19 protein-coding genes are annotated in these 21,269 nt (G+C 37.5%); 4 read left to right on the top strand and 15 right to left on the bottom strand.

Annotation, left to right across the window (positions count from 1 at the left end; genetic code table 11):
* Positions 1-6 precede the first annotated feature (6 nt).
* Positions 7-1,266 carry an esterase FrsA gene (gene frsA / locus ArsFIN_RS04560; protein WP_026822692.1) on the bottom strand — a complete coding sequence of 420 codons (1,260 nt, stop codon included), beginning with the start codon at positions 1,264-1,266 and terminating at the stop codon, positions 7-9.
* Positions 1,267-1,374: 108 nt separating this feature from the next.
* Positions 1,375-1,836, bottom strand: a complete 462-nt coding sequence (gpt, locus tag ArsFIN_RS04555; protein ID WP_026822693.1) for a xanthine phosphoribosyltransferase — start codon at positions 1,834-1,836, stop codon at positions 1,375-1,377.
* Positions 1,837-2,075: 239 nt separating this feature from the next.
* Here gpt and ArsFIN_RS04550 point away from each other — a divergent pair, with 239 nt between their 5' ends.
* Positions 2,076-3,536 (top strand): aminoacyl-histidine dipeptidase, encoded by a 1,461-nt coding sequence (locus tag ArsFIN_RS04550; protein ID WP_026822694.1) that lies wholly within the window; start codon positions 2,076-2,078, stop codon positions 3,534-3,536.
* Between the two features lie 31 nt (positions 3,537-3,567).
* Here the strand turns inward: ArsFIN_RS04550 and dinB are convergent, their stop codons facing one another.
* The 3 genes from dinB to ArsFIN_RS04530 form a co-directional block, all read right to left on the bottom strand.
* Positions 3,568-4,623 (bottom strand): DNA polymerase IV, encoded by a 1,056-nt coding sequence (dinB, locus tag ArsFIN_RS04545; RefSeq protein ID WP_026822695.1) that lies wholly within the window; start codon positions 4,621-4,623, stop codon positions 3,568-3,570.
* A 163-nt stretch (positions 4,624-4,786) separates the two neighbouring features.
* Positions 4,787-5,860, bottom strand: a complete 1,074-nt coding sequence (locus tag ArsFIN_RS04540) for a C45 family autoproteolytic acyltransferase/hydolase (RefSeq protein WP_026822696.1) — start codon at positions 5,858-5,860, stop codon at positions 4,787-4,789.
* A gap of 918 nt (positions 5,861-6,778) precedes the next feature.
* Positions 6,779-7,938 (bottom strand): IS3 family transposase gene (locus ArsFIN_RS04530; protein WP_135677490.1). Its coding sequence is split into 2 segments (ribosomal slippage): positions 6,779-7,659 and positions 7,659-7,938, totalling 1,161 coding nucleotides; the frame shifts between segments, so codons are not numbered across the junction.
* A gap of 39 nt (positions 7,939-7,977) precedes the next feature.
* On the opposite strand from ArsFIN_RS04530, the gene ArsFIN_RS04525 reads away from it, so the two are divergent.
* A complete protein-coding gene (locus tag ArsFIN_RS04525) occupies positions 7,978-8,709 on the top strand; it encodes a glycerophosphodiester phosphodiesterase family protein (protein WP_081700657.1) in 732 nt (243 codons plus the stop codon).
* Between the two features lie 54 nt (positions 8,710-8,763).
* Here ArsFIN_RS04525 and nqrM read toward each other — a convergent pair whose 3' ends face one another.
* The 8 genes from nqrM to ArsFIN_RS04485 all read right to left on the bottom strand — a co-directional run bounded on the left by nqrM (position 8,764) and on the right by ArsFIN_RS04485 (position 15,949).
* Positions 8,764-8,991, bottom strand: coding sequence for a (Na+)-NQR maturation NqrM (gene nqrM / locus ArsFIN_RS04520; protein WP_026823017.1), 228 nt, complete (start codon positions 8,989-8,991; stop codon positions 8,764-8,766).
* Between the two features lie 10 nt (positions 8,992-9,001).
* Positions 9,002-10,033 carry an FAD:protein FMN transferase gene (locus ArsFIN_RS04515; RefSeq protein WP_026823018.1) on the bottom strand — a complete coding sequence of 344 codons (1,032 nt, stop codon included), beginning with the start codon at positions 10,031-10,033 and terminating at the stop codon, positions 9,002-9,004.
* Positions 10,034-10,103: 70 nt separating this feature from the next.
* Entirely contained in the window at positions 10,104-11,330 is a 1,227-nt protein-coding gene (gene nqrF / locus ArsFIN_RS04510; RefSeq protein WP_026823019.1) for an NADH:ubiquinone reductase (Na(+)-transporting) subunit F, read from the bottom strand.
* 15 nt (positions 11,331-11,345) lie between these two features.
* Entirely contained in the window at positions 11,346-11,942 is a 597-nt protein-coding gene (nqrE, locus tag ArsFIN_RS04505; protein WP_026823020.1) for an NADH:ubiquinone reductase (Na(+)-transporting) subunit E, read from the bottom strand.
* An 8-nt stretch (positions 11,943-11,950) separates the two neighbouring features.
* A complete protein-coding gene (locus ArsFIN_RS04500) occupies positions 11,951-12,580 on the bottom strand; it encodes an NADH:ubiquinone reductase (Na(+)-transporting) subunit D (RefSeq protein WP_026823021.1) in 630 nt (209 codons plus the stop codon).
* A complete protein-coding gene (locus ArsFIN_RS04495; protein WP_407062017.1) occupies positions 12,573-13,397 on the bottom strand; it encodes a Na(+)-translocating NADH-quinone reductase subunit C in 825 nt (274 codons plus the stop codon). The genes ArsFIN_RS04500 and ArsFIN_RS04495 overlap by 8 nt, the downstream gene beginning before the upstream one ends.
* Complete coding sequence (locus ArsFIN_RS04490) at positions 13,363-14,601, bottom strand: NADH:ubiquinone reductase (Na(+)-transporting) subunit B (RefSeq protein ID WP_026823023.1); 1,239 nt, start codon at positions 14,599-14,601, stop codon at positions 13,363-13,365. The genes ArsFIN_RS04495 and ArsFIN_RS04490 overlap by 35 nt, the downstream gene beginning before the upstream one ends.
* Before the next feature lie 4 nt (positions 14,602-14,605).
* A complete protein-coding gene (locus ArsFIN_RS04485) occupies positions 14,606-15,949 on the bottom strand; it encodes a Na(+)-translocating NADH-quinone reductase subunit A (protein WP_026823024.1) in 1,344 nt (447 codons plus the stop codon).
* Positions 15,950-16,374: 425 nt separating this feature from the next.
* Between ArsFIN_RS04485 and ArsFIN_RS04480 the strand changes: the two genes are divergently transcribed.
* On the top strand, positions 16,375-17,127 hold the full coding sequence (locus tag ArsFIN_RS04480; RefSeq protein WP_034249737.1) for a L,D-transpeptidase family protein: 753 nt from the start codon (positions 16,375-16,377) through the stop codon (positions 17,125-17,127).
* Here the strand turns inward: ArsFIN_RS04480 and ArsFIN_RS04475 are convergent.
* The gene (locus ArsFIN_RS04475) at positions 17,098-17,865 is read right to left on the bottom strand and encodes a class II glutamine amidotransferase (RefSeq protein WP_026823026.1); all 768 of its coding nucleotides are present in this window, start codon (positions 17,863-17,865) and stop codon (positions 17,098-17,100) included. The two genes, ArsFIN_RS04480 and ArsFIN_RS04475, sit on opposite strands and share 30 nt — an antisense overlap.
* Positions 17,866-17,958: 93 nt before the next feature.
* A complete protein-coding gene (lpcA, locus tag ArsFIN_RS04470; protein WP_026823027.1) occupies positions 17,959-18,537 on the bottom strand; it encodes a D-sedoheptulose 7-phosphate isomerase in 579 nt (192 codons plus the stop codon).
* 241 nt (positions 18,538-18,778) lie between these two features.
* On the opposite strand from lpcA, the gene fadE reads away from it, so the two are divergent.
* Positions 18,779-21,238 (top strand): acyl-CoA dehydrogenase FadE, encoded by a 2,460-nt coding sequence (fadE, locus tag ArsFIN_RS04465; RefSeq protein WP_026823028.1) that lies wholly within the window; start codon positions 18,779-18,781, stop codon positions 21,236-21,238.
* The last annotated feature ends 31 nt before the right edge of the window (positions 21,239-21,269 follow it).

The raw sequence follows: 21,269 nt of genomic DNA, 5'->3' as shown, positions 1-21,269 counted from the left end.
CAATAATTAATCAATTTTGCTTTTCAGCCAACTTACTACTGCAGAAAGTGACTGATGAAAATTTTGATATAACGGCTTGGCTGGTAAGGTTAATAACTTACCGTCAATCGAGGAGCGCACGATAAGCAATGCGTCTTCCTTAGGGCTGAAAACATCATTTTGCCAATTAACAACCATAAATGGTACAGGACAACGACGCCCCAATAATCCCTGCTTTTTTAATGAGTAACAACTAAGTTCTGAACGTAAAACTGCTTCATCTACCTGATAGAAACCTAGTCGACTGGCAAAGATATCAATATTCATTACCGGTATTTGATCCTGATATCTTTGCTCATTAAATAAGCTATGAACAATTGGCCCCAAAACTGCAACACCTTTTAAGCATTTGGGCTCTAAATAAGCTAAACGAAGGGCAATATTGGCGCCAAAACGCAAACCAATTACCCCTATTCGAGTATGATCGATCCAGGGAATATTAGCCAATTGATTAAGTACCTGCTGATGCAGCGCACTAGTATCCTGAGAAAGTTTATATTTAATAGAATAGCCAATTGATGGCATATCCAGGGTTAACATAGCAAAACCTTGCGGCGCTAAATATTGGCTGAAAAGGCGGTAATAATCTAGCTGCAAACTATCTAATGTGCCGCAAACTAAAATCGTAGGATACGGGCCTTGGTTGGTATCCGGCAAATGTAAAAAACCAATTAGCTCTTTTTTACCATCCTCTATTTTGAAAGAAATTTTTTTCAGTCGAAAATCGGTCAATTGCGCAGCATTTTCATAAGCTTTATTCGCTAATAATACCGCTTGTTCAGCAAGATGATCTCCTTTAAGATGAGGATAAGCGGCAATACTATATAAATTAGCGGCCCGTAACCAAGCCTGGCTAGCTGCTATTTTTGTAGGTAACTCAAGCGCTTTTTTCTGCCAGGCCATTGCCTGCTGTGACCATTCATAAGCCCAATTTCCTGGCTGATAACCAATTACGGTATCAAGTAAATCTTCACAGCTACGGACACGATTATTTGCCGCTATTCGACTTAATACCGCTTCAATTTCTAATCCATCGTTGCCACGCCAAATCCAGATTAACCGGTTAATCATACGATACCAGCTAACATAACTCGTCCCTTCGAATGTTGAACTATACTTCAATAAGTGGGTTTTAGGCACACTATAAGTCACCAGAACAGAGGTCTCAGTTTGTTTCAGTTTTGATTTAGGCTTAAACAGCTTTTCTGACAAATTTTTTTCACTCATATCGACCTTATTCGGTTAAAAAATTCAGCAATAAAAAAGGAATGCGATTAGCATCCCCTATATCATATACTTTATTTAGTGATTAAAGCGAAATAAATAAAACAATTATTATTGTTCACAAAGTGGCTTAATAAAAATCTCTTTTTCCATGTCCCAAGGCTGTTCTATCCAGGTATTTTGCGGTATATCAATAACATAATTATCAACCAATGGACGCCCGGCAGGTTTAGCAAAAATAGTCACAAAATAGCCTTTGGGATACATATCCCTGATAGCTTGTGCTGTTCCGCCTGTATCGACCAAATCGTCAACAACAATATAACCCTCACCATCACCTTCTACTCGCTTAATAACTTTGAGTTCTCTTTGGTTATTATGGTCGTAACTTGAAATACAGACAGTATCAACATGGCGTAAACCTAATTCACGAGCAAGAATAGCACTTGGAACAAGCCCACCGCGGCTAACAGCAATAATGCCTCTCCATTGCTTGGCAGGTAATAAGCGTTGTGCCAAAGTACGGGCATGCTTTTGCAACATATCCCATGTTACGATGTATTTTTCACTCATAAAATTTTGATCCCAATAACTAGAGACTATTTTAGCAAAGTACATTAGTGGAAAAAATATTGCGCGAGATTATAGTGATTTGTCATAACAAAAACCAGAAATTAATTAATATTATCACAATTAACTAAAGGAATAGACGCCAGAAGATGATATTCTGAATTAATAAAATAAATAATATTTTCCATGACTGTAGAATTAATTAGCAATCTTAATAATAGGGTAGTAAAAGGAGAGATAACGTGTCTGAGCTTTCACAACTTTCACCACAGCCACTTTGGGATATTTTTGCACAAATTTGTGCAATTCCTCATCCATCTGGACATGAAGAAGCACTCGCTGCTTATATTATGCAATGGGCAGAGAGAAAAAAACTTAACGTGGAACGCGATAAAGTCGGTAATATTCTTATTCGCAAACCGGCAACCGCGGGCATGGAAAATCTCCTACCTGTTGTTCTTCAAGCCCATTTGGATATGGTGCCACAAAAAAACGGTGATACTCAGCACGATTTTATTCAGGATCCTATCCGTCCTTACGTTGATAATGAGTGGGTAAAAGCGCAAGGCACCACCTTAGGTGCAGATAATGGTATCGGTATGGCTTCCGCTTTGGCTGTACTGGATGATGAAAATATTAAACATGGACCATTAGAAGTTTTACTTACCATGACAGAAGAAACCGGTATGGTTGGTGCTTTTGGCCTACAGCCAAATTGGTTACAAGCGGATATTCTGATCAATACCGATTCGGAACAAGAAGGCGAGATCTACATGGGTTGCGCAGGCGGCGTTGATTTTACCACCACCTTTACATTGGCAAGAGAAGCAATTCCAGCTAATCATAAAGTGTACAAAATAACACTTAAAGGATTAACCGGTGGCCATTCGGGGGGGGATATTCATTTAGGATTAGCCAATGCGAATAAACTATTAGCACGTTTTCTAACAGGGCATGGGAGTGAATTACAATTAAGGCTTATTCACATTCAAGGTGGCAGTTTACGTAATGCAATACCACGTGAGAGTGAAGCAATTGTTGTAGTCCCTATCTCAATAGCCGCTAATTTAGAGACCAGCAAAAATCACTATCTAACACTCCTAAAAACTGAGTTTGCCGCGATCGAAAAAAATTTAGTCATTACCCTTGATGAGACAAGTACAGAATTATTAACGCTAACTGCGGATTGCCAATCACGTCTCTTAAATTTTCTCAATGCTGCGCCAAACGGTGTTATTAGGATGAGCGACGAAATAAAAGATGTTGTTGAAACTTCACTTAATACCGGTGTTATTAATATGGATGAAAAAAAGGCCGAAATTACTTTTTTAATTCGTTCATTAATTGAAACAGGCAAAGATTATGTCGTTAACATGTTGACATCAATATCGATGCTAGCCGGTGCAGAATTTGAATATAAAGGCAGCTATCCTGGCTGGAAACCTGATCTGAAATCCCCCGTCATGGCAATTGTTAGCAACACCTATCAGCAACTATTTGGCAAAGCTCCAAAAATCATGGTCATCCATGCTGGTTTAGAATGTGGGCTATTTAAAAAACCTTATCCGCAGATGGATATGGTCTCCATTGGACCAACAATATATGGCGCTCATTCACCCGATGAACGCGCCAATATAAAAAGTGTGGCGAAATATTGGCAGTTGTTAACATCAGTACTCAAATCAATACCTGAAAAAAGTTAACAATCCTAGCAGGCTAATCTAGCCTGCTTTTTCACCAATTCAGTATTAACTGCTTTTCTAATTGGGGATTTTGTAAAGTGACATGCAATCCAACTAATCTAACACCACGATCCGCTCGTCTTTGTTGCCAAATTTGTTGCGCTATTTGGATAAGATCCCCTTTACTTAAAATGGGATAACTATGCTCTTGAGTCGTTAATTGAAAATCGGCAAATTTCATCTTCACCCCTTGACTGGCAATGCTAAGTTCTGGTTTAATTTTTGCTAATCGGCTCTCAAGCTCTGGATAGAGTCGTTCAATGATTTTCATACAGTCATCCCATTGATAAATATCCTTAGCAACAGTACGCTCTACCCCAACTGATTTGCGTAAACGCTCACTATTGATCCTACGCGGATCTACGCCATGACTAAGATCCCATAAAATTTGACCAAACTTACCTAATTCTTTCACGAGTGTAATCAAATCAAATTGTTGTATATCACCGCAGGTTTCTAACCCCATTTTTTGCAACCGTTGGGCCGTAACTTTACCCACTCCAGGAATTTTTCTTAAGGACAATGGATAAATAAAATTGGTCACTTGCTCAGGCGTAATAACATATTGCCCATTGGGTTTATTTATATCTGAAGCAATCTTAGCAAGAAATTTGACCGGTGCGATACCCGCTGATGCCGTAAGCGATAATTGATTAAAAATCCGCTGTCTAATTGCATTAGCTATCAAGGTGGCCGAACCGTAATAATGAGAACTATTTGTCACATCAAGATAAGCTTCATCTAAAGAAACAGGCTCAACTAATTGGGTAAATTCGAGCAAAATTTGCCGTATCTGCCAAGATATTTCTTTATATAAGGACATGCGACCAGGAATGATTTTCAATTGAGGACAACGTTTAAGTGCCAAAGCGGTAGACATTGCACTATGCACGCCATAACGTCGAGCCAAATAGTTGGCTGTACTAACTACCCCACGCCGATCAGCTCTACCTCCGATCGCTAGAGGAATAGTGCGTAAAGAAGGATTGTCACGCATCTCTATGGCTGCATAAAAGCAATCCATATCAATATGGATAATTTTGCGCACACCCTCTCCTAATGACACTGTTTAAATAAACAGTGTAATGCTGATTTTATCAATGGTAAACAAAAAATTTAATTAAAATAACAACTCAATAATAGGATTATGGCCATAAAATACTTAATTAGAATAGCGTATTATCTTTTATTAGATTTAATAAATTTTCTTATCAGAAAGAAAGATAACCGGTTTGAGATAATTGATAAGGATTGCCTGCTGCATATTTTAATATAGCATTTTTAGTATTAATACTAATTGTTAATAGCGTTTGCCAACGCTCTGTATCCGGTTGAGAACTGTCAGGTAGAAAACAAATTGGTGATTGCTCACCCTCGGGCCCACACATTGCAGCCGCGCGCGCCATGATGCTTTTATTTTTCATATGACTAGATACGCTTTTTAGATGTTCATAACGTTTATAAGTCGTATCATCGGTAGTACCTTCCCCCGAAACCAATTCCGACGCTAGAAAATGATTAGTATGAAGTAACCAATTATTTTGTTGTGGGTAAACAATCGCTGATCGAAATGGACTTAACTCAATACTTACTGCTCGGCATCGTGCTGCGTGATGGCAAAATACACTTAATACTGATGATGCACTTACTTGCGCAGAAAATGCTAAAGCGATAGCCTCTTCTATGGTTGTTGCTTCTTCTAATATTCGGCGAGCTACTGCATGTACAGGCACACCACCAGAATCATTGTCACTTGTATGATATAGGATATTAAAATGTAAACCCAAACCAGCACTGTTAACACCAATTTTACCTAACATACCAAATTCAGTAAAAAACTTAAATTGCATCCCTTTTCTATTCTGTAATTGCATCATCAACCCATTAGGCGCTAAAACATCATGCCAATCCCAGGTTTGCATGGTTTGTGGCATATTAATATCAGGAGCTACATAAATTGCGGTAGAGCATTCACTCGCATAGGATGTTGACTTTGTTGATAAAATTTCAGTTCGTGCATTTAAACTTGCTAGAGACCAAATCGGAACATTAGCTCCCATAGCTGTTGCTTCAATTTCACTTGCCAAATCCGGACACCAATATTCCAGAGCAGCCAAACTATTTTCTCCAATTCTCTTCGCCTGATCGCCAGTTATACCAATACGAGAAAAAAAATCTAAATAAAGCATCACCGTCTGTTTTATTTGCGGCGCCCAATATTCACCAATCTGTTTTCCTCGACAAAAAGGATCTTTTACTGTGTTATTAAACGTATAAACTTTCATGATTAATAGCCTTTTTAATTAAAAAAATAATTTAAATAATAGCGGTTACTATTATTCCTTAATTTAAAAAATTAATAATACTATTTTACTGTTATCTATAAACCAATAAGTCCATTTAAAACATTATAATTCTAATATTCTATTTTATATTAAGCCATAGCTATTTTCATTATTAATAAAATTAAATAAATTTAAATTAAAATTAGTAGAATATAAAAAGAAAAGTTTTTTGCAATTCATTAATAATAACTTTATTAAAGAATAAATTATAATTATAATCTTTAATTGTTTTTATAAACAAGAAGAAAAAAATATTACAATAAATATGATATATAACATATAAAAATTAAGCTAGTCTCATATAATCTAACGATAAAATAATTTTATTCATTTCATTTTTTCTATTTTATGATAATATTATAAATAATTTCATTTAATCTATAAATTCTATTGCAACAACTTATGATTAAAAAAGATAAAATACTCTAAAATAATATATATTATTCTACCTAACTCTAGAAAAAAACATTTACACAGGAAATAATTTTCGCTTTTATAATTAATGAATAATTTTATAAATAACATAATGCCAAGTTATATTTTTATATTTACGATAAAAAATAATAAAAATTTGCTATATTAATTTATATTTAATCTACTGCTTTATATAATAAAATTAATTCATAATATTTTCATACACACAACTTATGGAGAAGATAATGCATAAAAGTATCACCGCAGTACTGCTTTTGCTTTGTTCAGTGACTGCCTTAGCAAATTCACCAAAAATCGTTGCCCATCGTGGAGGAACTGCCGATGCACCAGAAAACACCATTTATGCCATCGACCAGGCACTAAAAAATGGCGCAGATAAAATATGGATCACCGTTGTAATGGTCAACAAATTCTGTAGAAGATCTAAGCGGCATTTTTTAGTTCATGATATTTTTGATGTGGCGTTAAATAACCAATCGTTGAATAGCGTCGATAATAATTGTAAAACTGAATATAATTTTCAACTTCACAGACAACAGATTGATGATTCATAAACGATAAACGGTTAAGTCTTTCTGTCTTTAAACTCCTAAAAAATCTTTCCATCACGGCATTATCGAGGCAATTACCTCGCCGACTCATGCTTTGAGTTATTTTCCGTTCAAAGAGGTGCGCCCTAAACTCCTCCGATGAATATTGGCAACCTTGATCTGAATGGAACATCAAACTTGTCGTATCCGGTAATTGCCGTTCAATTGCGTTATCTAAGGCTTCTTTCACTAATTTCGAATCCGGTTTTGTTGATAAGGCATAACCAATAATTTCTTTGGTGGCTAAATCCAACACACAGGCTAAATAGCTCCACCCATAGTGATGTCTAATATACGTGATATCCCCGACATAATAGTGATTATGCTGTTCAGGGGAAAATTGTCGTTTAAGCAAATTAGGGGCATATCGATGTTCGTTACCCGATGAGTGATAGTAGTGCTTTTTCGTTGGTCTAATTGCAACTAATTGATTTAATTTCATGATGTTCGATATTTTATAAGTGCCAATTTGGTGCCCTAAACCCTTTAACTCGGCTTGAATACGTCTTTTGCCATAAATTTGACCCGATGTATAAAAAATACGTTTGATTTCGCCACACAGTCTTTCATTTTCAACTGTCGGTATTTTCGTTTCATAATAAAAACTACTGCTGCTTACTTCAAAAAGATGGCATAACTCAGTGACCGTAAAATTGGGGTACATGATTTTCAGTTGCTTCACGATTTTGAGTTTTGATTGTCGAGGATGAAGTAAGCCGCGGCTTTTTTTAATATGTCATTATCCCTCTGAGCACGCTTAAGTTGAACTTCTAATTCTTGTATGCGCTGTTGCTCGGGTGTTAACGCTTTTGATTTTACAGGCGTATTCCCATTTAACTCGGCAAGATATTGTTGCTTCCATCGTGATACGGCAGATTTACCCGCACCGGATATTTTTTCAACTTGGATATTGCTATATCCACCTTCAACCATGAGTTTTGCATATTCCAGTTTTTGCTTTCCGCTAAAGGTTACTTTTACTTTTCGGGTCATATTTATACCTATAAGATTTTGCTTAATTATAAGCTATAAATCTCTACAGTTTTATTAGACCACTACACCGTACAACTTTCCAGTGATAAAGTTCCTATATTATATCGCCCATCTGATTTAAATACCCTAACCAATAGAAGTGGCCCGGTGTCCTCTTACCGTGCACAACAACTTATGAAGGCTGATGCTGGTTACCGTTTCGGTTCCCGTCATAACCATCTCTATTGTAATAAAGGTATAGTCATTCCTACATTGAAGCAAGTACTGCAACAGTTTCGGGCAACCGATTTCTATATTGATCTGAAATCTCCCGATGCCGATCCTTACGAACAAGCACAAGCGATTGAAAAAGTTTTAAAAGAAGAAAAAGCTTTCCGACGTACTCGCTTTTATTCCACCAACGAAGCTTTCTTAAATGCTTTATCTGAGTATGTACAGCGTTTTGAAAGTCGTGATGAAACCCGTGATATTCTGGCTAATATTACCATGAATCACCATTGTCTGATTGATAAAAGAATTAATACTCAGCGCTGGTATGGACTGGAACTGCGACGTAAAGTCGAAGTTGTAGAAAAATATACTCTCGGTGAAGCTCGTTCATCGTCAGATTTAGTTTGGGATCATGAAGCAATGAAATGTTTTCGTGCCAGTGGTGGAGCACACATCGTTTTATTTGGCATAAAAGATGAAGCTGATTATCAACTGGCTAAAGAGCTAGGTGCAGACGAAGTTATGGTCGATTCACCTAAATATTTTAAAAATATAAAATAATAAAAAACAAAATATTAATAATCTCGTTATTACTATTAATAACGAGATTTTTTATCAAATAATACGGTCGTTCATCTGTTGTTGTTTTTTACGGTTTTCCATAGCCATACGCTTCTTACGAAGATCACATGGCTGCGGGCAATCGCAAACTTTTTCAATGCCTATATTACTTAACCCACCACAACTTCCTTGAATTTCCTTGCGTTTAATAATATAGCCAAGAGACATAGCAATAAAAGCAAGTAGAAAAAAAAACAAAGTAGCGATAAATATTGTTAACATATAACCTCCGCTACATTTTTTTTACTAAATAAGGTTTAAATGCCGAACTATAACGTTCTTCGAAACCTTTATTAGTCGTAACGACCATGAAAACCGGTAAATTTAAACGTTCCGCTAATTCCATTCCTTTTTCAGCCCCCAACACATTTATGCCAGTAGATAAACCATCTGCCATCATGCATGTTGGAGCGATAACAGTAATAGATATTAAATTATGAATAATCGGTCTACCAGTCTTTGGATCAATAGTATGTGAATAAAAAATACCATCTTGTTCAAAATAGTTACGATAGTCACCAGAGGTAGCAACTGACATATTCCCAGGCTCAATAATTTCTTGTACCGACTGTTCTAGTCCTTTATCCGAAGGTTTTTCAATTGCAATACGCCACGCTACCCCTTTGCCATTATGGCCTTTCGTCCGCACTTCCCCACCAATATCGACCATATAATTATGAATATTTTGTGACTCTAAATATTCTGCTATAACATCAACGCCATACCCTTTAGCGATAGCTGAGAGATCTACATAAAGTTGAGGTATTTTTTTTATCAGGCTATTACCATCAATTGCAAGTTTATCAATACCAATCAACTGCCGACGCAACGCCAGAGTCTCTTCCGGCGGTGATTTGGTTATTCTGCCTTCTGGGCCAAATCCCCATAAATTAACTAATGGCCCGATAGTAATATCGAGCGCACCATTGGTTAATTTATTAATATGAATCGCTTCTTTAATCACTGTCATCATGGCTAGCGACACAGGAAATGGTGTATTTACATGTTGAAATTGATTAAATTGGCTTAATTCAGATTTAGGGCGGTAAGTTGACATTTGATTGTTAACTTCTTCTAAACGACTATTAATGTCATCACGCAATGTTTCCCAAAAAGGATGAGATGATTCATTGACATACTTAATGACATAGTAAGTCCCCATCGTTTGCCCTTGAATACTCTTTTGCTCTGTTTCAAAACAACCACAAAGCATGAAAATAGTAGATAAGGTAATAATCCAATTGAATAATTTATTTTTTAGCATAAAATTTTTTAAGAGTATTAAGTCCATATTAACTCAACGATTATACAATGAGTTAAAATACAGGAAAGTATCAACCACCAAAATCATCTAATAAAATATTTTCATCTTCAACACCTAAATCTTTAAGCATTTTAATAACTGCGGCATTCATCACAGGAGGACCACACATATAAAACTCACAATCCTCCGGCGCTGGATGATCTTTCAAATAGTTTTCATATAAAACGTTATGAATAAAGCCTGTATAGCCTTGCCAGTTATCTTCTGGCATGGCATCTGATAACGCAACATGCCAGGTAAAGTTTTCATTTTCCGCAGCCAGTTGATCAAAGTCTTCAACATAAAACATTTCACGTTTTGAACGAGCACCATACCAAAAACTGATTTTTCGTTTAGAATTTAAGCGCTTTAATTGATCAAAAATATGAGAGCGCATTGGCGCCATACCAGCCCCACCACCAATAAAAATCATTTCCGCCTTGCTGTCTTTAGCGAAAAATTCACCAAATGGCCCAGAAATAGTGACTTTATCACCGGGTTTTAATGACCAAATGTAAGAGGACATAATTCCGGGAGGTAAATCTGCGGCTTTTGGCGGTGGTGTTGCTATCCTGACGTTTAACATGATAATTCCATGTTCTTCTGGATAATTTGCCATTGAATAAGCTCTTACTGTCTGCTGTTTTACTTCAGAGACATAACGAAATAAATTGAATTTATCCCAATCTTCACGATACTCATCAGGCACAGCAAAATCAGCATAAGAAACTTTATGTGGCGGACATTCGATCTGAATATAGCCACCTGCCCGAAATGGGACAACTTCTCCGGCTGGAATTTTTAATTTCAATTCTTTAATGAAAGTTGCTTTATTCTCATTCGAGATAACTTCACACTCCCATTTTTTTACCCCAAAAATTTCTTCAGGTAATTCGATTTTCAAATCCTGTTTTACATTAACCTGACAAGCCAAACGACATCCTGCTCTAGCTTCTCGTTTATTAATATGGGTGAGTTCAGTAGGCAGGATATCACCACCACCCTGCTTGATTGTCACCCGACATTGCCCACAAGAACCACCACCTCCACAAGCAGAGGAAACAAAAATGCCCTGATTGGACAACATATTTAATAGCTTATCACCTGCTGGAGCAGCAAAACTCTTTTTAGGGTCACCATTAACTTCAATTTTTACATCCCCCGTGTTTACTAACCTAGATTTGGCAAATAAAATCATTGCCGTTAGAATCAACACAATTAGGGTAAACATGACGACACCAAGAATAATAATATCCATGAATTATTTTCACCCTTATAACTGTACACCGGAAAAAGACATAAAGCCCAATGCCATCAAACCAGTAGTGACAAAGGTGATGCCTAAACCTTTCAAACCCGATGGAATATCAGCATATTTCATTTTCTCACGAATAGATGCCAATAAAACAATAGCTAGCATCCATCCCAATCCTGAACCAAATCCATAAACAATAGATTCACTAAAATTATATTCGCGCTGGGCCATAAACGAGACACCACCAAAAATCGCACAATTAACGGTTATTAATGGTAGAAAAATACCTAATGCATTATAAAGGGCGGGAAAATAACGATCCAAAATCATTTCTAAAATTTGTACCAATGCGGCAATGACACCGATAAAAGTTATGAAGTTTAAAAAACTTAAATCAACCCCTTCTATTAGGGCACCATCACGTAAAATGAAATTATAAACTAAATTATTCGCTGGTACGGAAATACCCAGAACAACAGTAACTGCAATTCCTAAGCCGAAGGCGGTTTTGACATTTTTAGAAACGGCCAAAAATGTACACATACCTAGAAAAAAGGCAAGAGCCATGTTTTCAATAAACACAGCTCGAACAAACAAGCTGATATAATGTTCCATTGCGTCTGTTACTCCTTTTCAACCTGTGAAGGTTTTAATGTGCGCAGTCCCCAAATCAACATACCAATGATGAAAAACGCGCTTGGTGCAAGCAGGAACAAGCTATTTGGCTGATACCAACCACCATTCTGAACCGATTGCAGAATAGTAATACCGAACAGTTTACCTGAACCAAATAGTTCTCTTAGGAAACCAACTAAAATTAAAATAGCGCCATATCCCAAACCATTACCAATACCATCCATAAAACTTTCAATTGGTGGCGATTTCATTGCATAAGCTTCAGCACGTCCCATGACGATACAATTAGTAATAATTAAACCGACAAATACTGAAAGTTGCTTAGAGACTTCATAAGCGTAAGCACGCAAGATTTGATCAACCACGATAACCAAAGAAGCAATGATGGTCATTTGAGCAATAATTCGCACACTACTAGGAATATAATGACGAATCAGTGAGATAAAAAAGCTAGAAAAACCGGTCACTAAAGTCACAGCAATGGCCATCACAAGGGCAGTTTCTAATTTAGTAGTTACCGCCAAAGCCGAACAAACACCTAGAACTTGCAATACAATAGGATTATTATCCAATAAAGGTCCAATTAGCACGCGTTTAATCTCTTTACTATCAGCCATGATTTAACTCTCCTTTGCGTACTTTATCCAGAAATGGACCGAAACCATTATTACCCAACCAGAAATCAAACATTTTCTGGATACCATTTGATGTCAGTGTTGCTCCTGATAGACCATCGATGCTAGAGGGATCATCTATTGCTCTACCACGTACAATTTTTATCGCTGGTTTCCCTTGTTGATTGTAAAGCTTTTTACCAATCCATTGGGCGCGCCATTGTGGATTATCCACCTCTCCACCTAGACCTGGCGTTTCACCATGCGAATAATAAGTTATACCACGTGATGTGATTCCATCTATATCAACAGCAATAAAAGCATACATTACCGACCATAAACCAGAACCATAAACTGGCAAAACAAGTGCCGTGGTTTTACCATGATCATCATTGACTAAATAAATTTCTGCCGAGTTGGCTCTATAACGAATTTTAGCAACGTCCTGTTCTGGTGATAACACCATTCGTGTTTCATCATTACGTAGTTGATTATTAAGATCGAAGTTGCCATTACTATTTGATATTTCAGTTGTTTTGAAATTCAAAATTTTAGCGCTAATACGAGTATTATAAAGAGATTGTATCTCTTCAGCTGACATTTTGGGCTTGAGTAAACCGGCAACATCAAGAATATTACGTTGTTTATCTAATAACTTTTGTGCTTGCTGTTTAGATTTCAAACCTACCGCTGCACCAGATACAACTACTGAACACACTAAACACAGAATAAATACCACAAGAAATGTTCTGCCGATGCTATCTTTTGAATTTTTTATTTTATCGTTAGCCACGGGCTTTTCTCCGTTTAATATTTGCATGAACGACTAGATAATCAAACAGAGGCGCAAATAAGTTGGCAAACAAAATCGCCAACATCATCCCTTCTGGATAAGCAGGATTAATGACTCTGATGAGAACACACATTACACCAATCAACATGCCATAAGCCCATTTACCTTCATTAGTAAAAGAGGCGGAAACAGGATCAGTTGCCATAAACATCATGCCAAAAGCAAAACCGCCTAGCACTAAATGCCAGTACCAAGGCATCACAAATAATGGATTAGTCGATGATCCAATCGCATTAAATAGATAAGACATTGCCATCATACCTATCATTACACCAGCAACGATACGCCATGAAGCTATTCGGCAAAATAAAATCAACGCCCCACCGATTAAGATCATTAATGTTGAAACTTCTCCAATCGAGCCTGGAATATTGCCCCAAAAAGCATCCATCCAAGTAACAGGCTGATGTGTCACATTATTTATTAATGCATGATCTCCACCTCTAGCCCATTGCGATAATGGCGTAGCACCAGAAAAACCATCTGTCGCTGTCCAAACTAAATCACCTGAAATTTGCGCTGGATAAGCAAAAAATAGAAATGCACGACCCGCTAAAGCTGGATTCAAAAAATTACGCCCAGTACCACCAAAAATTTCTTTCGCCACAACAATACCAAACGTAATACCTAATGCCGCCTGCCAAAGCGGTATAGTAGGCGGTACAATAAGGGCAAACAGAATCGAAGAAACAAAGAAACCCTCATTGATTTCATGACCACGGATCAACGAAAATAATACTTCCCAAAACCCACCAACTAAAAAAACAACCATATAGATAGGTAAAAAATATACCGCACCAAGCAACATTTTACTTGCCCAGCCTGCCTCTGGTGTTAATGAAGCGCCCAAAAACTGAGCGACGCTATAATGCCAATCAGAACCCAGGATCTTCTGCAAATCAGCTTCACTATGTAATTGATAAAGAGCTGGAATTGCTTGTGCGCCAACATTATACATTCCCCAAAACATGGCTGGAAAAACGGACAACCAGACTAGAATCATCATTCGCTTTAGGTCAATACTGTCACGAACATGCGAACGCCCGCGTGTGATTGTGCCCGGAGTATAAAAAATAGTCGCCACTGCTTCATAGAGCACATAGTATTTTTCTAGTTTTCCACCGGGTTCAAAATGACGTTCATACTTTTCAAATAAATTCTTTAAGCCCATGTAGTTAACCTTCTTGCTCAATTCTGGCCAATACCTCACGAAGTACAGGACCATACTCATATTTGGCTGGGCAGACATAGGTGCACAGCTCCAAATCTTCCTCATCCAGTTCCAAACAACCAAGTTGCTGAGAGCTGGCTAAATCACCAACTAGCAGATCGCGTAATAAATGGGTAATCATAATATCAAGCGGCATAATACGTTCATAATTACCAATCGGAACCATAGAACGTTCACTACCATTGGTCGTCGTGGTGAAATTAAACTGTTTATTTTTCAGGAAATGGCCAAGTGTCGTGCGGGTAATAGTAAACTTATCTATTCCGGGTACAATCCAGCCAAATAACTCTTTTTCACGTCCTTCACTCAATACCGAAACTTGATTATGGAACCTGCCCAAATAACCTCGTGTATCATCACATTTATTACCCCATAAAATTGACCCTGAGATAATTCTATTTTCTCCTATTTTTAGTTCACCATCGGTTAATTCATAGAGATCTGCGCCTAAACAAGTCCGAACTAAACGTGGCTTTTTAACTTGAGGTCCAGCAAGTGAGATAATGCGATCCGTATAAAGATGTCCCGTAGTAAAAAGTTTACCAATCGCAATCACATCTTGATAATTTAAATGCCAGACAGTTTTCTCTGTACTAACCGGCTCTAGAAAATGGATATGGGTACCCACTAACCCCGCAGGATGTGGACCAATAAATTGCTTATAAATAATTTGTTTATTGTCAGTTAACTTGACTAAGTTACCGTCTCCATGGCAAACATAAATTTTTCCTTCGGTTAATTTAGTTAATATTTTCAAACCATCATTAAAAGCCGTTTCCTCCACTGCAATAATCAACGAGGGATCAGCCGCCAGTGGACGCGTGTCCATTGCCGTAACAAAAATTGCTTTTGGGCTAGTACCTGGAACTGGAGTACGGCTAAAAGGGCGTGTCCGCATCGCTGTCCACAAACCTGACTGAAGTAAATTAGCTTCTACTTGTTGAGGCGTTAATGTATCAAGTTGATTATTATCATAATGGTTAAATACAATTTGTTCATCGCCATTAATTTCAATAACAATAGATTGAAGTACTCGGCGTTCACCCCGATTGATTTTTATGATAGTGCCACAAGCCGGGCTGGTGAAAAATACGCCTGGATTTTTCTTATCTTCGAAAAGAATTTGCCCCTTTTTAACTTGCTCACCTTCCTTCACCAACATTGAAGGACGCATCCCTATATACTCTTCACCCAACACTGCAACATGATGAATGACAGGGCTATTCGCTACCACTTGAGCGGGCACTCCTGCAATCGGGAGGTTGAGTCCTTTTTTAATTTTAATCATAAGAATTGCACAAGTTTACCAGTTAAACCCTAAGCTAACGATTTCAAATGAAATCAGATAGCAACCAATAATCAAAAGGCTGTTGAATAATTGAAACAAGCCAGCTAATGAATCTCCACTAATTATTACAATTTACCTATTATTTTAACGAAGATGATTTTATCAGTTCCCTGGCTTGCTGTCTGATACAACAAGTGATTTAGTTCAAGCAAATAAGAATAAATTTTTTATTATTTTGAGAACAATTCGCAAATAACGATCATTTGAATCATCTTTTTCGATGGATATTAGAATTTTTAGCAAAATAAGCCAAAAATGGCAGGAGACAAAATTATTAATTTTTAATATAAAAAACTACAATACAAATGTATGATTAATATTTGTGTACTTTTTTTGTACAATAACTCACTTTTGTATGGAAGCTTATGAAACGCACTTTTTTTATTAGCATAGGGATCTTTTCCCTCTCATTTTTTATCAGTAATAGCTACTCAGCGTCAAGGCCATTTTATCCATTAGATATCAGTAATAACGGCAAAAAATTCTTAAATAATTCACTATTTATTCAAATTTTTAAAGAAGAAAGAGTACTTGAACTCTATACTAAAAATGAAAAAGGTTTATTTTCATTGGTGAAAAGCTATCCAATCTGTAATTTTTCTGGCGGGTTGGGACCTAAGACAAGACAAGGTGATTTAAAAAGTCCAGAAGGATTTTATCGCATCACACGCTCACAATTAAAACCTGATAGTAAATATTACCGCGCTTTTAATTTAGGTTTCCCTAATGAATATGACCAAGCCCATGGCTATACTGGTTCTTATTTGATGGTACATGGTGGTTGTAGGTCAATTGGCTGCTATGCAATGACTGATCGCTATATAAATGAAATCTATCGTTATGTGGAAAATGCATTACACAATGGCCAATATGAAATACAGGTCAATATTTATCCATTTAAAATGACATCTGCCAACATGAATCGCCACCGCAATTCACGTTACTATACGTTTTGGCAGCAACTGCAACCTGCATATGAATATTTTACTAAAACAAATCAATTGCCGGTAATTAATATTCAACAAGGACAATACTTAGTAAACAAATTTCCTAACCATCAATTATCACCAGCTATAGCAGGTGAAAGATTACAGTATGCGCTTACCCAAATGGAATAAAACAAAACTACCCGGCTGTATTCTGTGCCAATTCTCATTGCCAGTTAAAGGCTGGGTTGCAATCACTGATACGATATCAGTGGTTTGAGTATGTTGCTGAAAATCAATTTCAATATCATTATCAAGCAACCTTGCCTTACCAAAAGGTGCTTTGCGTGTAAGCCAATGCAAATTAGTCGAGCAATACGCCATCATGTATCGTCCATCTGAAATCAACATATTAAATACCCCCATCAGGTTTAATTGATCAGCAAGCTTGGCAATAAACCGATATACAGTTAACCAGTTAGTCGGTTTTTTAGCATATTTTTCTGACAATTGATTTAAAATCCAACAAAACACCCACTCACTATCTGTTGCTCCAATAGGTCGATAATGCCCTACAGGTAATTTTTTATAACCTTTAAGTTGGCCGTTATGTGCATAAGTCCAATTTCTTCCCCACAGTTCTCTGGTAAAAGGATGGGTGTTTTCTAATAAGACCTCGCCCCGATTTGCCTGGCGAATATGTGCAATAACTGCCTCTGATTTAATCGGATATTCTTGCACAAAGCGCACAATAGGCGACTGATAGCAAGGTTTGGGATCTTTAAATGTTCGGCACCCTCGACCTTCATAAAAAGTAATCCCCCAACCATCCTTATGTGGCCCAGTCTGGCCTCCTCGAGGGATAAGACCACTTAAACTAAAATTAATATCTGTCGGGACATTAGCACTCATACCAAGTAATTCACACATAATGTCTCCTTTATGCCAGAATGAAATTTCTAAATTTAAACATATTCAGGCAAAATAATCCCATCGCCTATCCGGCAATATTGCATAGCAATGCTATTTTTCCATCTCTTTTTCTATTAACTGAATTAAGATATGGATCACTTTAATATGAATTTCTTGGATGCGATCGGCATAGCCAAAATGAGGTACACGGATCTCAATATCAGCGGTTCCTGCCATTTTCCCACCCTCTTTACCTGTCAATATGATCACTGACATCCCTTTAGCACGCGCCGCCGCGATTGCCTTAATGATATTGCCAGAATTACCTGACGTTGAAAGCGCAAAGAGTACATCACCTTCTTTACCCACTGCCTCTACATAACGAGAAAAAACATAGTCATAGCCAAAATCATTACCAACGCAGGAGAGATGACTCACATCAGAAATCGCAATGGCTGGATAACCCGGCCGATTTTCACGATAACGTCCGGTTAATTCTTCTGCAAAATGCATAGCATCACAGTGTGAGCCACCATTGCCACAAGATATTACTTTTCCTCCCATTTTAAAGGCATTTGCCAACATGATCGCGGCCTGCTCAATCGCTTCAATATTTTCTCTATTTTGAAGAAAATTCTTCAATATCACCGCCGCTTCTTCTAATTCAGCACAAATAAGCTCCTGGTACATCATTTTTACTCCTAATAAAAATATTATTTTTTTCAACAATCCCAGTGTAACGGATTAAACTTTATGAAAGAAGTATCAAAGATACTTATCATAACTCAGTTAAGCTCAATAAATAATTTGTGAACTACATTGTAATTAACATGTAAAAATATTGATAAATAAAATTACATAGATTAAAGATAAGAAAAAACACAGATATGACCTCCGATGACTTAGTTTAATCATAATCAGGAGTACCATGATGGCTCTACTCACTATTTTTCTATTTATTGGTTTAATCGGAATTCTTTGTTATCACAAAGCAAATCTACTATTCAGTAGCCTACTTATACTTGCTTATTGTTTAATTATGGCTAGTACTGGTTTATGGTATTATTGGACGTTATTGCTCGCGGCAGCGATACTATTTCCGCTTGTCTACCTGCCAATACGCCGCTCATTCATTTCAAGCAAAGCCTTACAAATTTTTCAGAAAATCATTCCCTCGATGTCAAAAACCGAGAAAGAAGCCATCGAGGCGGGCACAACCTGGTGGGAAGGCGACTTATTTCAAGGTAAGCCAAACTGGGATAAATTACATAATTATCCAAAACCACAATTAACAACTGAAGAACAAGCTTTTCTAAATGGCCCAGTTGAAGAAGCATGCCGTATGGCTAATGACTTTCAAATTAGCCATGAACTAGCCGATCTACCCACTGAATTATGGCAACATTTAAAACAACACCGTTTTTTCGCTATGATCATCAAAAAAGAGTATGGTGGTCTCGAATTTTCTGCTTATGCTCAAGCACTGGTATTACAAAAATTAGCTGGGGTTTCCGGCATATTAGCCATTACTGTTGGTGTACCTAACTCATTAGGCCCAGGCGAGCTTTTACAACATTATGGCACCGATGAACAAAAACAACACTACCTGCCTAGACTAGCTCGTGGTGAAGAGATCCCTTGTTTTGCATTAACAAGTCCTGAAGCTGGTTCTGATGCTGGAGCCATCCCTGACACCGGTGTTGTCTGCATGGACGAATGGGAAAACCAACAAATATTAGGCATGCGTTTAAATTGGAATAAACGTTATATTACCTTAGCCCCGGTAGCTACTGTATTAGGGCTAGCATTTAAACTTTATGATCCTGATCATTTATTGGGCGATATAACCGATCTTGGCATTACCTGCGCTTTGATCCCTACCAATATTGATGGGATAGAAATTGGCCATCGCCATTTTCCTTTGAATATTCCTTTCCAAAACGGTCCTACACGCGGTAAAGATATTTTTGTGCCAATTGATTGTATTATCGGTGGTGCCAAAATGGCCGGCCAAGGCTGGCGTATGTTAATGGAGTGTCTTTCTATTGGTCGTGGCATTACTCTTCCCTCTAACGCAACGGGTGGCTTAAAAAGTGTCGCCATGGCGATCGGTGCATATGCTTATATTCGTCGTCAATTCAAAGTACCCATTGGAAAAATGGAGGGTATTGAGGAGCCTTTAGCGCGTATCGCTGGTAATGCTTATTTAATGGATGCCGCTTCAACGTTAATTACTACAGCAATTATATCTGGCGAAAAACCAGCCGTCCTCTCTGCTATTGTGAAATATCACTGTACACATCGAGGCCAAAGAGCAATTATTGATGCAATGGATATTGCCGGCGGTAAAGGTATTTGTATGGGCCCTACAAATTTCCTCGCTCGGTTTTATCAAGGGGCTCCTATTGCGATCACTGTTGAGGGCGCCAATATTTTAACACGAAGTATGATGATTTTTGGCCAAGGAGCTATTCGCTGTCATCCTTACATTTTGCCGGAAATAGCCGCAACACAAAATAACGATATTGCCGCTTTTGATAAATTACTATTTAGCCATTTGAGCCATACAATAAGTAACCTATTCCGTAGTTTCTACTTAGGTATAACTAACGGCAGAACAAGTAAAGCACCAACAAAAGATAACACTCGCCGCTTCTATCAACAATTAAATCGACAAAGTGCCAACCTCGCCTTACTGGCTGATATTTCTATGGCTGTATTAGGTGGTGGGTTAAAACGCCGTGAACGTATTTCTGCCCGTTTAGGCGATATTTTAAGTCACCTCTATTTAGCATCAGCAACACTAAAACGTTTTGAAGATGATGGCCGCCCAACAATGGATTTACCAATTGTTGAATGGGTAATAAAAGATTGTTTGTTTCAATCAGAGAAAGCCATGCAAGCACTGCTACGTAACTTTCCGAATCGCCTAGTAGCTACGTTAACCCGTATTATCATTTTCCCTTTAGGTTATCGTTATGCACCACCTAGCGATCAACTTGATCATAAACTAGCAAAAATTATGATGACACCATCAGAAATACGTGATCGCATTGGTCGCGGTCAATATATGATACCCAGTGAGCACAACCCTCATGGCATAATTAATACTGCATTATTAGATATTATTGCCGCCGAGCCAATATTCGAACGCTTGGTTAGCGAAAATGCACATAAACCGCACTTTACCAATTTAGATAAACTTGCCGAGCAAGCACTTGCTGACGGTAAAATTACCCAGCAAGAAGCTGACATTTTACGTAAAGCAGAAGCCAGCCGTTTGAGATCAATCAATGTTGATGAATTTGAATATGATGCCCTGGCTGTGGCTAGTAAGAAATCTGATAAACAGAAAAATAGTTCGCCATTAAATAAAGAGCAAGCAGCTTAATTCTGGATCTTGCAGGGAGCTATTAAGCTCC

The organism is Arsenophonus nasoniae, from assembly GCF_004768525.1.
Taxonomy (GTDB): domain Bacteria; phylum Pseudomonadota; class Gammaproteobacteria; order Enterobacterales; family Enterobacteriaceae; genus Arsenophonus; species Arsenophonus nasoniae.
This window is presented reverse-complemented; position numbering and strand designations above follow the sequence as displayed.

What these genes read in the sequence shown, in the direction of transcription:
- frsA (WP_026822692.1), bottom strand. Translation starts at nt 1,266, where the DNA reads ATGAGTGAAAAAAATTTGTCAGAAAAGCTGTTTAAGCCTAAATCAAAA.
- gpt (WP_026822693.1), bottom strand. Translation starts at nt 1,836, where the DNA reads ATGAGTGAAAAATACATCGTAACATGGGATATGTTGCAAAAGCATGCC.
- ArsFIN_RS04540 (WP_026822696.1), bottom strand. Translation starts at nt 5,860, where the DNA reads ATGAAAGTTTATACGTTTAATAACACAGTAAAAGATCCTTTTTGTCGA.
- nqrM (WP_026823017.1), bottom strand. Translation starts at nt 8,991, where the DNA reads ATGTTAACAATATTTATCGCTACTTTGTTTTTTTTTCTACTTGCTTTT.
- ArsFIN_RS04515 (WP_026823018.1), bottom strand. Translation starts at nt 10,033, where the DNA reads ATGCTAAAAAATAAATTATTCAATTGGATTATTACCTTATCTACTATT.
- nqrF (WP_026823019.1), bottom strand. Translation starts at nt 11,330, where the DNA reads ATGGATATTATTATTCTTGGTGTCGTCATGTTTACCCTAATTGTGTTG.
- nqrE (WP_026823020.1), bottom strand. Translation starts at nt 11,942, where the DNA reads ATGGAACATTATATCAGCTTGTTTGTTCGAGCTGTGTTTATTGAAAAC.
- ArsFIN_RS04500 (WP_026823021.1), bottom strand. Translation starts at nt 12,580, where the DNA reads ATGGCTGATAGTAAAGAGATTAAACGCGTGCTAATTGGACCTTTATTG.
- ArsFIN_RS04495 (WP_407062017.1), bottom strand. Translation starts at nt 13,397, where the DNA reads ATGCAAATATTAAACGGAGAAAAGCCCGTGGCTAACGATAAAATAAAA.
- ArsFIN_RS04490 (WP_026823023.1), bottom strand. Translation starts at nt 14,601, where the DNA reads ATGGGCTTAAAGAATTTATTTGAAAAGTATGAACGTCATTTTGAACCC.
- ArsFIN_RS04485 (WP_026823024.1), bottom strand. Translation starts at nt 15,949, where the DNA reads ATGATTAAAATTAAAAAAGGACTCAACCTCCCGATTGCAGGAGTGCCC.
- ArsFIN_RS04480 (WP_034249737.1), top strand. Translation starts at nt 16,375, where the DNA reads ATGAAACGCACTTTTTTTATTAGCATAGGGATCTTTTCCCTCTCATTT.
- ArsFIN_RS04475 (WP_026823026.1), bottom strand. Translation starts at nt 17,865, where the DNA reads ATGTGTGAATTACTTGGTATGAGTGCTAATGTCCCGACAGATATTAAT.
- lpcA (WP_026823027.1), bottom strand. Translation starts at nt 18,537, where the DNA reads ATGTACCAGGAGCTTATTTGTGCTGAATTAGAAGAAGCGGCGGTGATA.
- fadE (WP_026823028.1), top strand. Translation starts at nt 18,779, where the DNA reads ATGGCTCTACTCACTATTTTTCTATTTATTGGTTTAATCGGAATTCTT.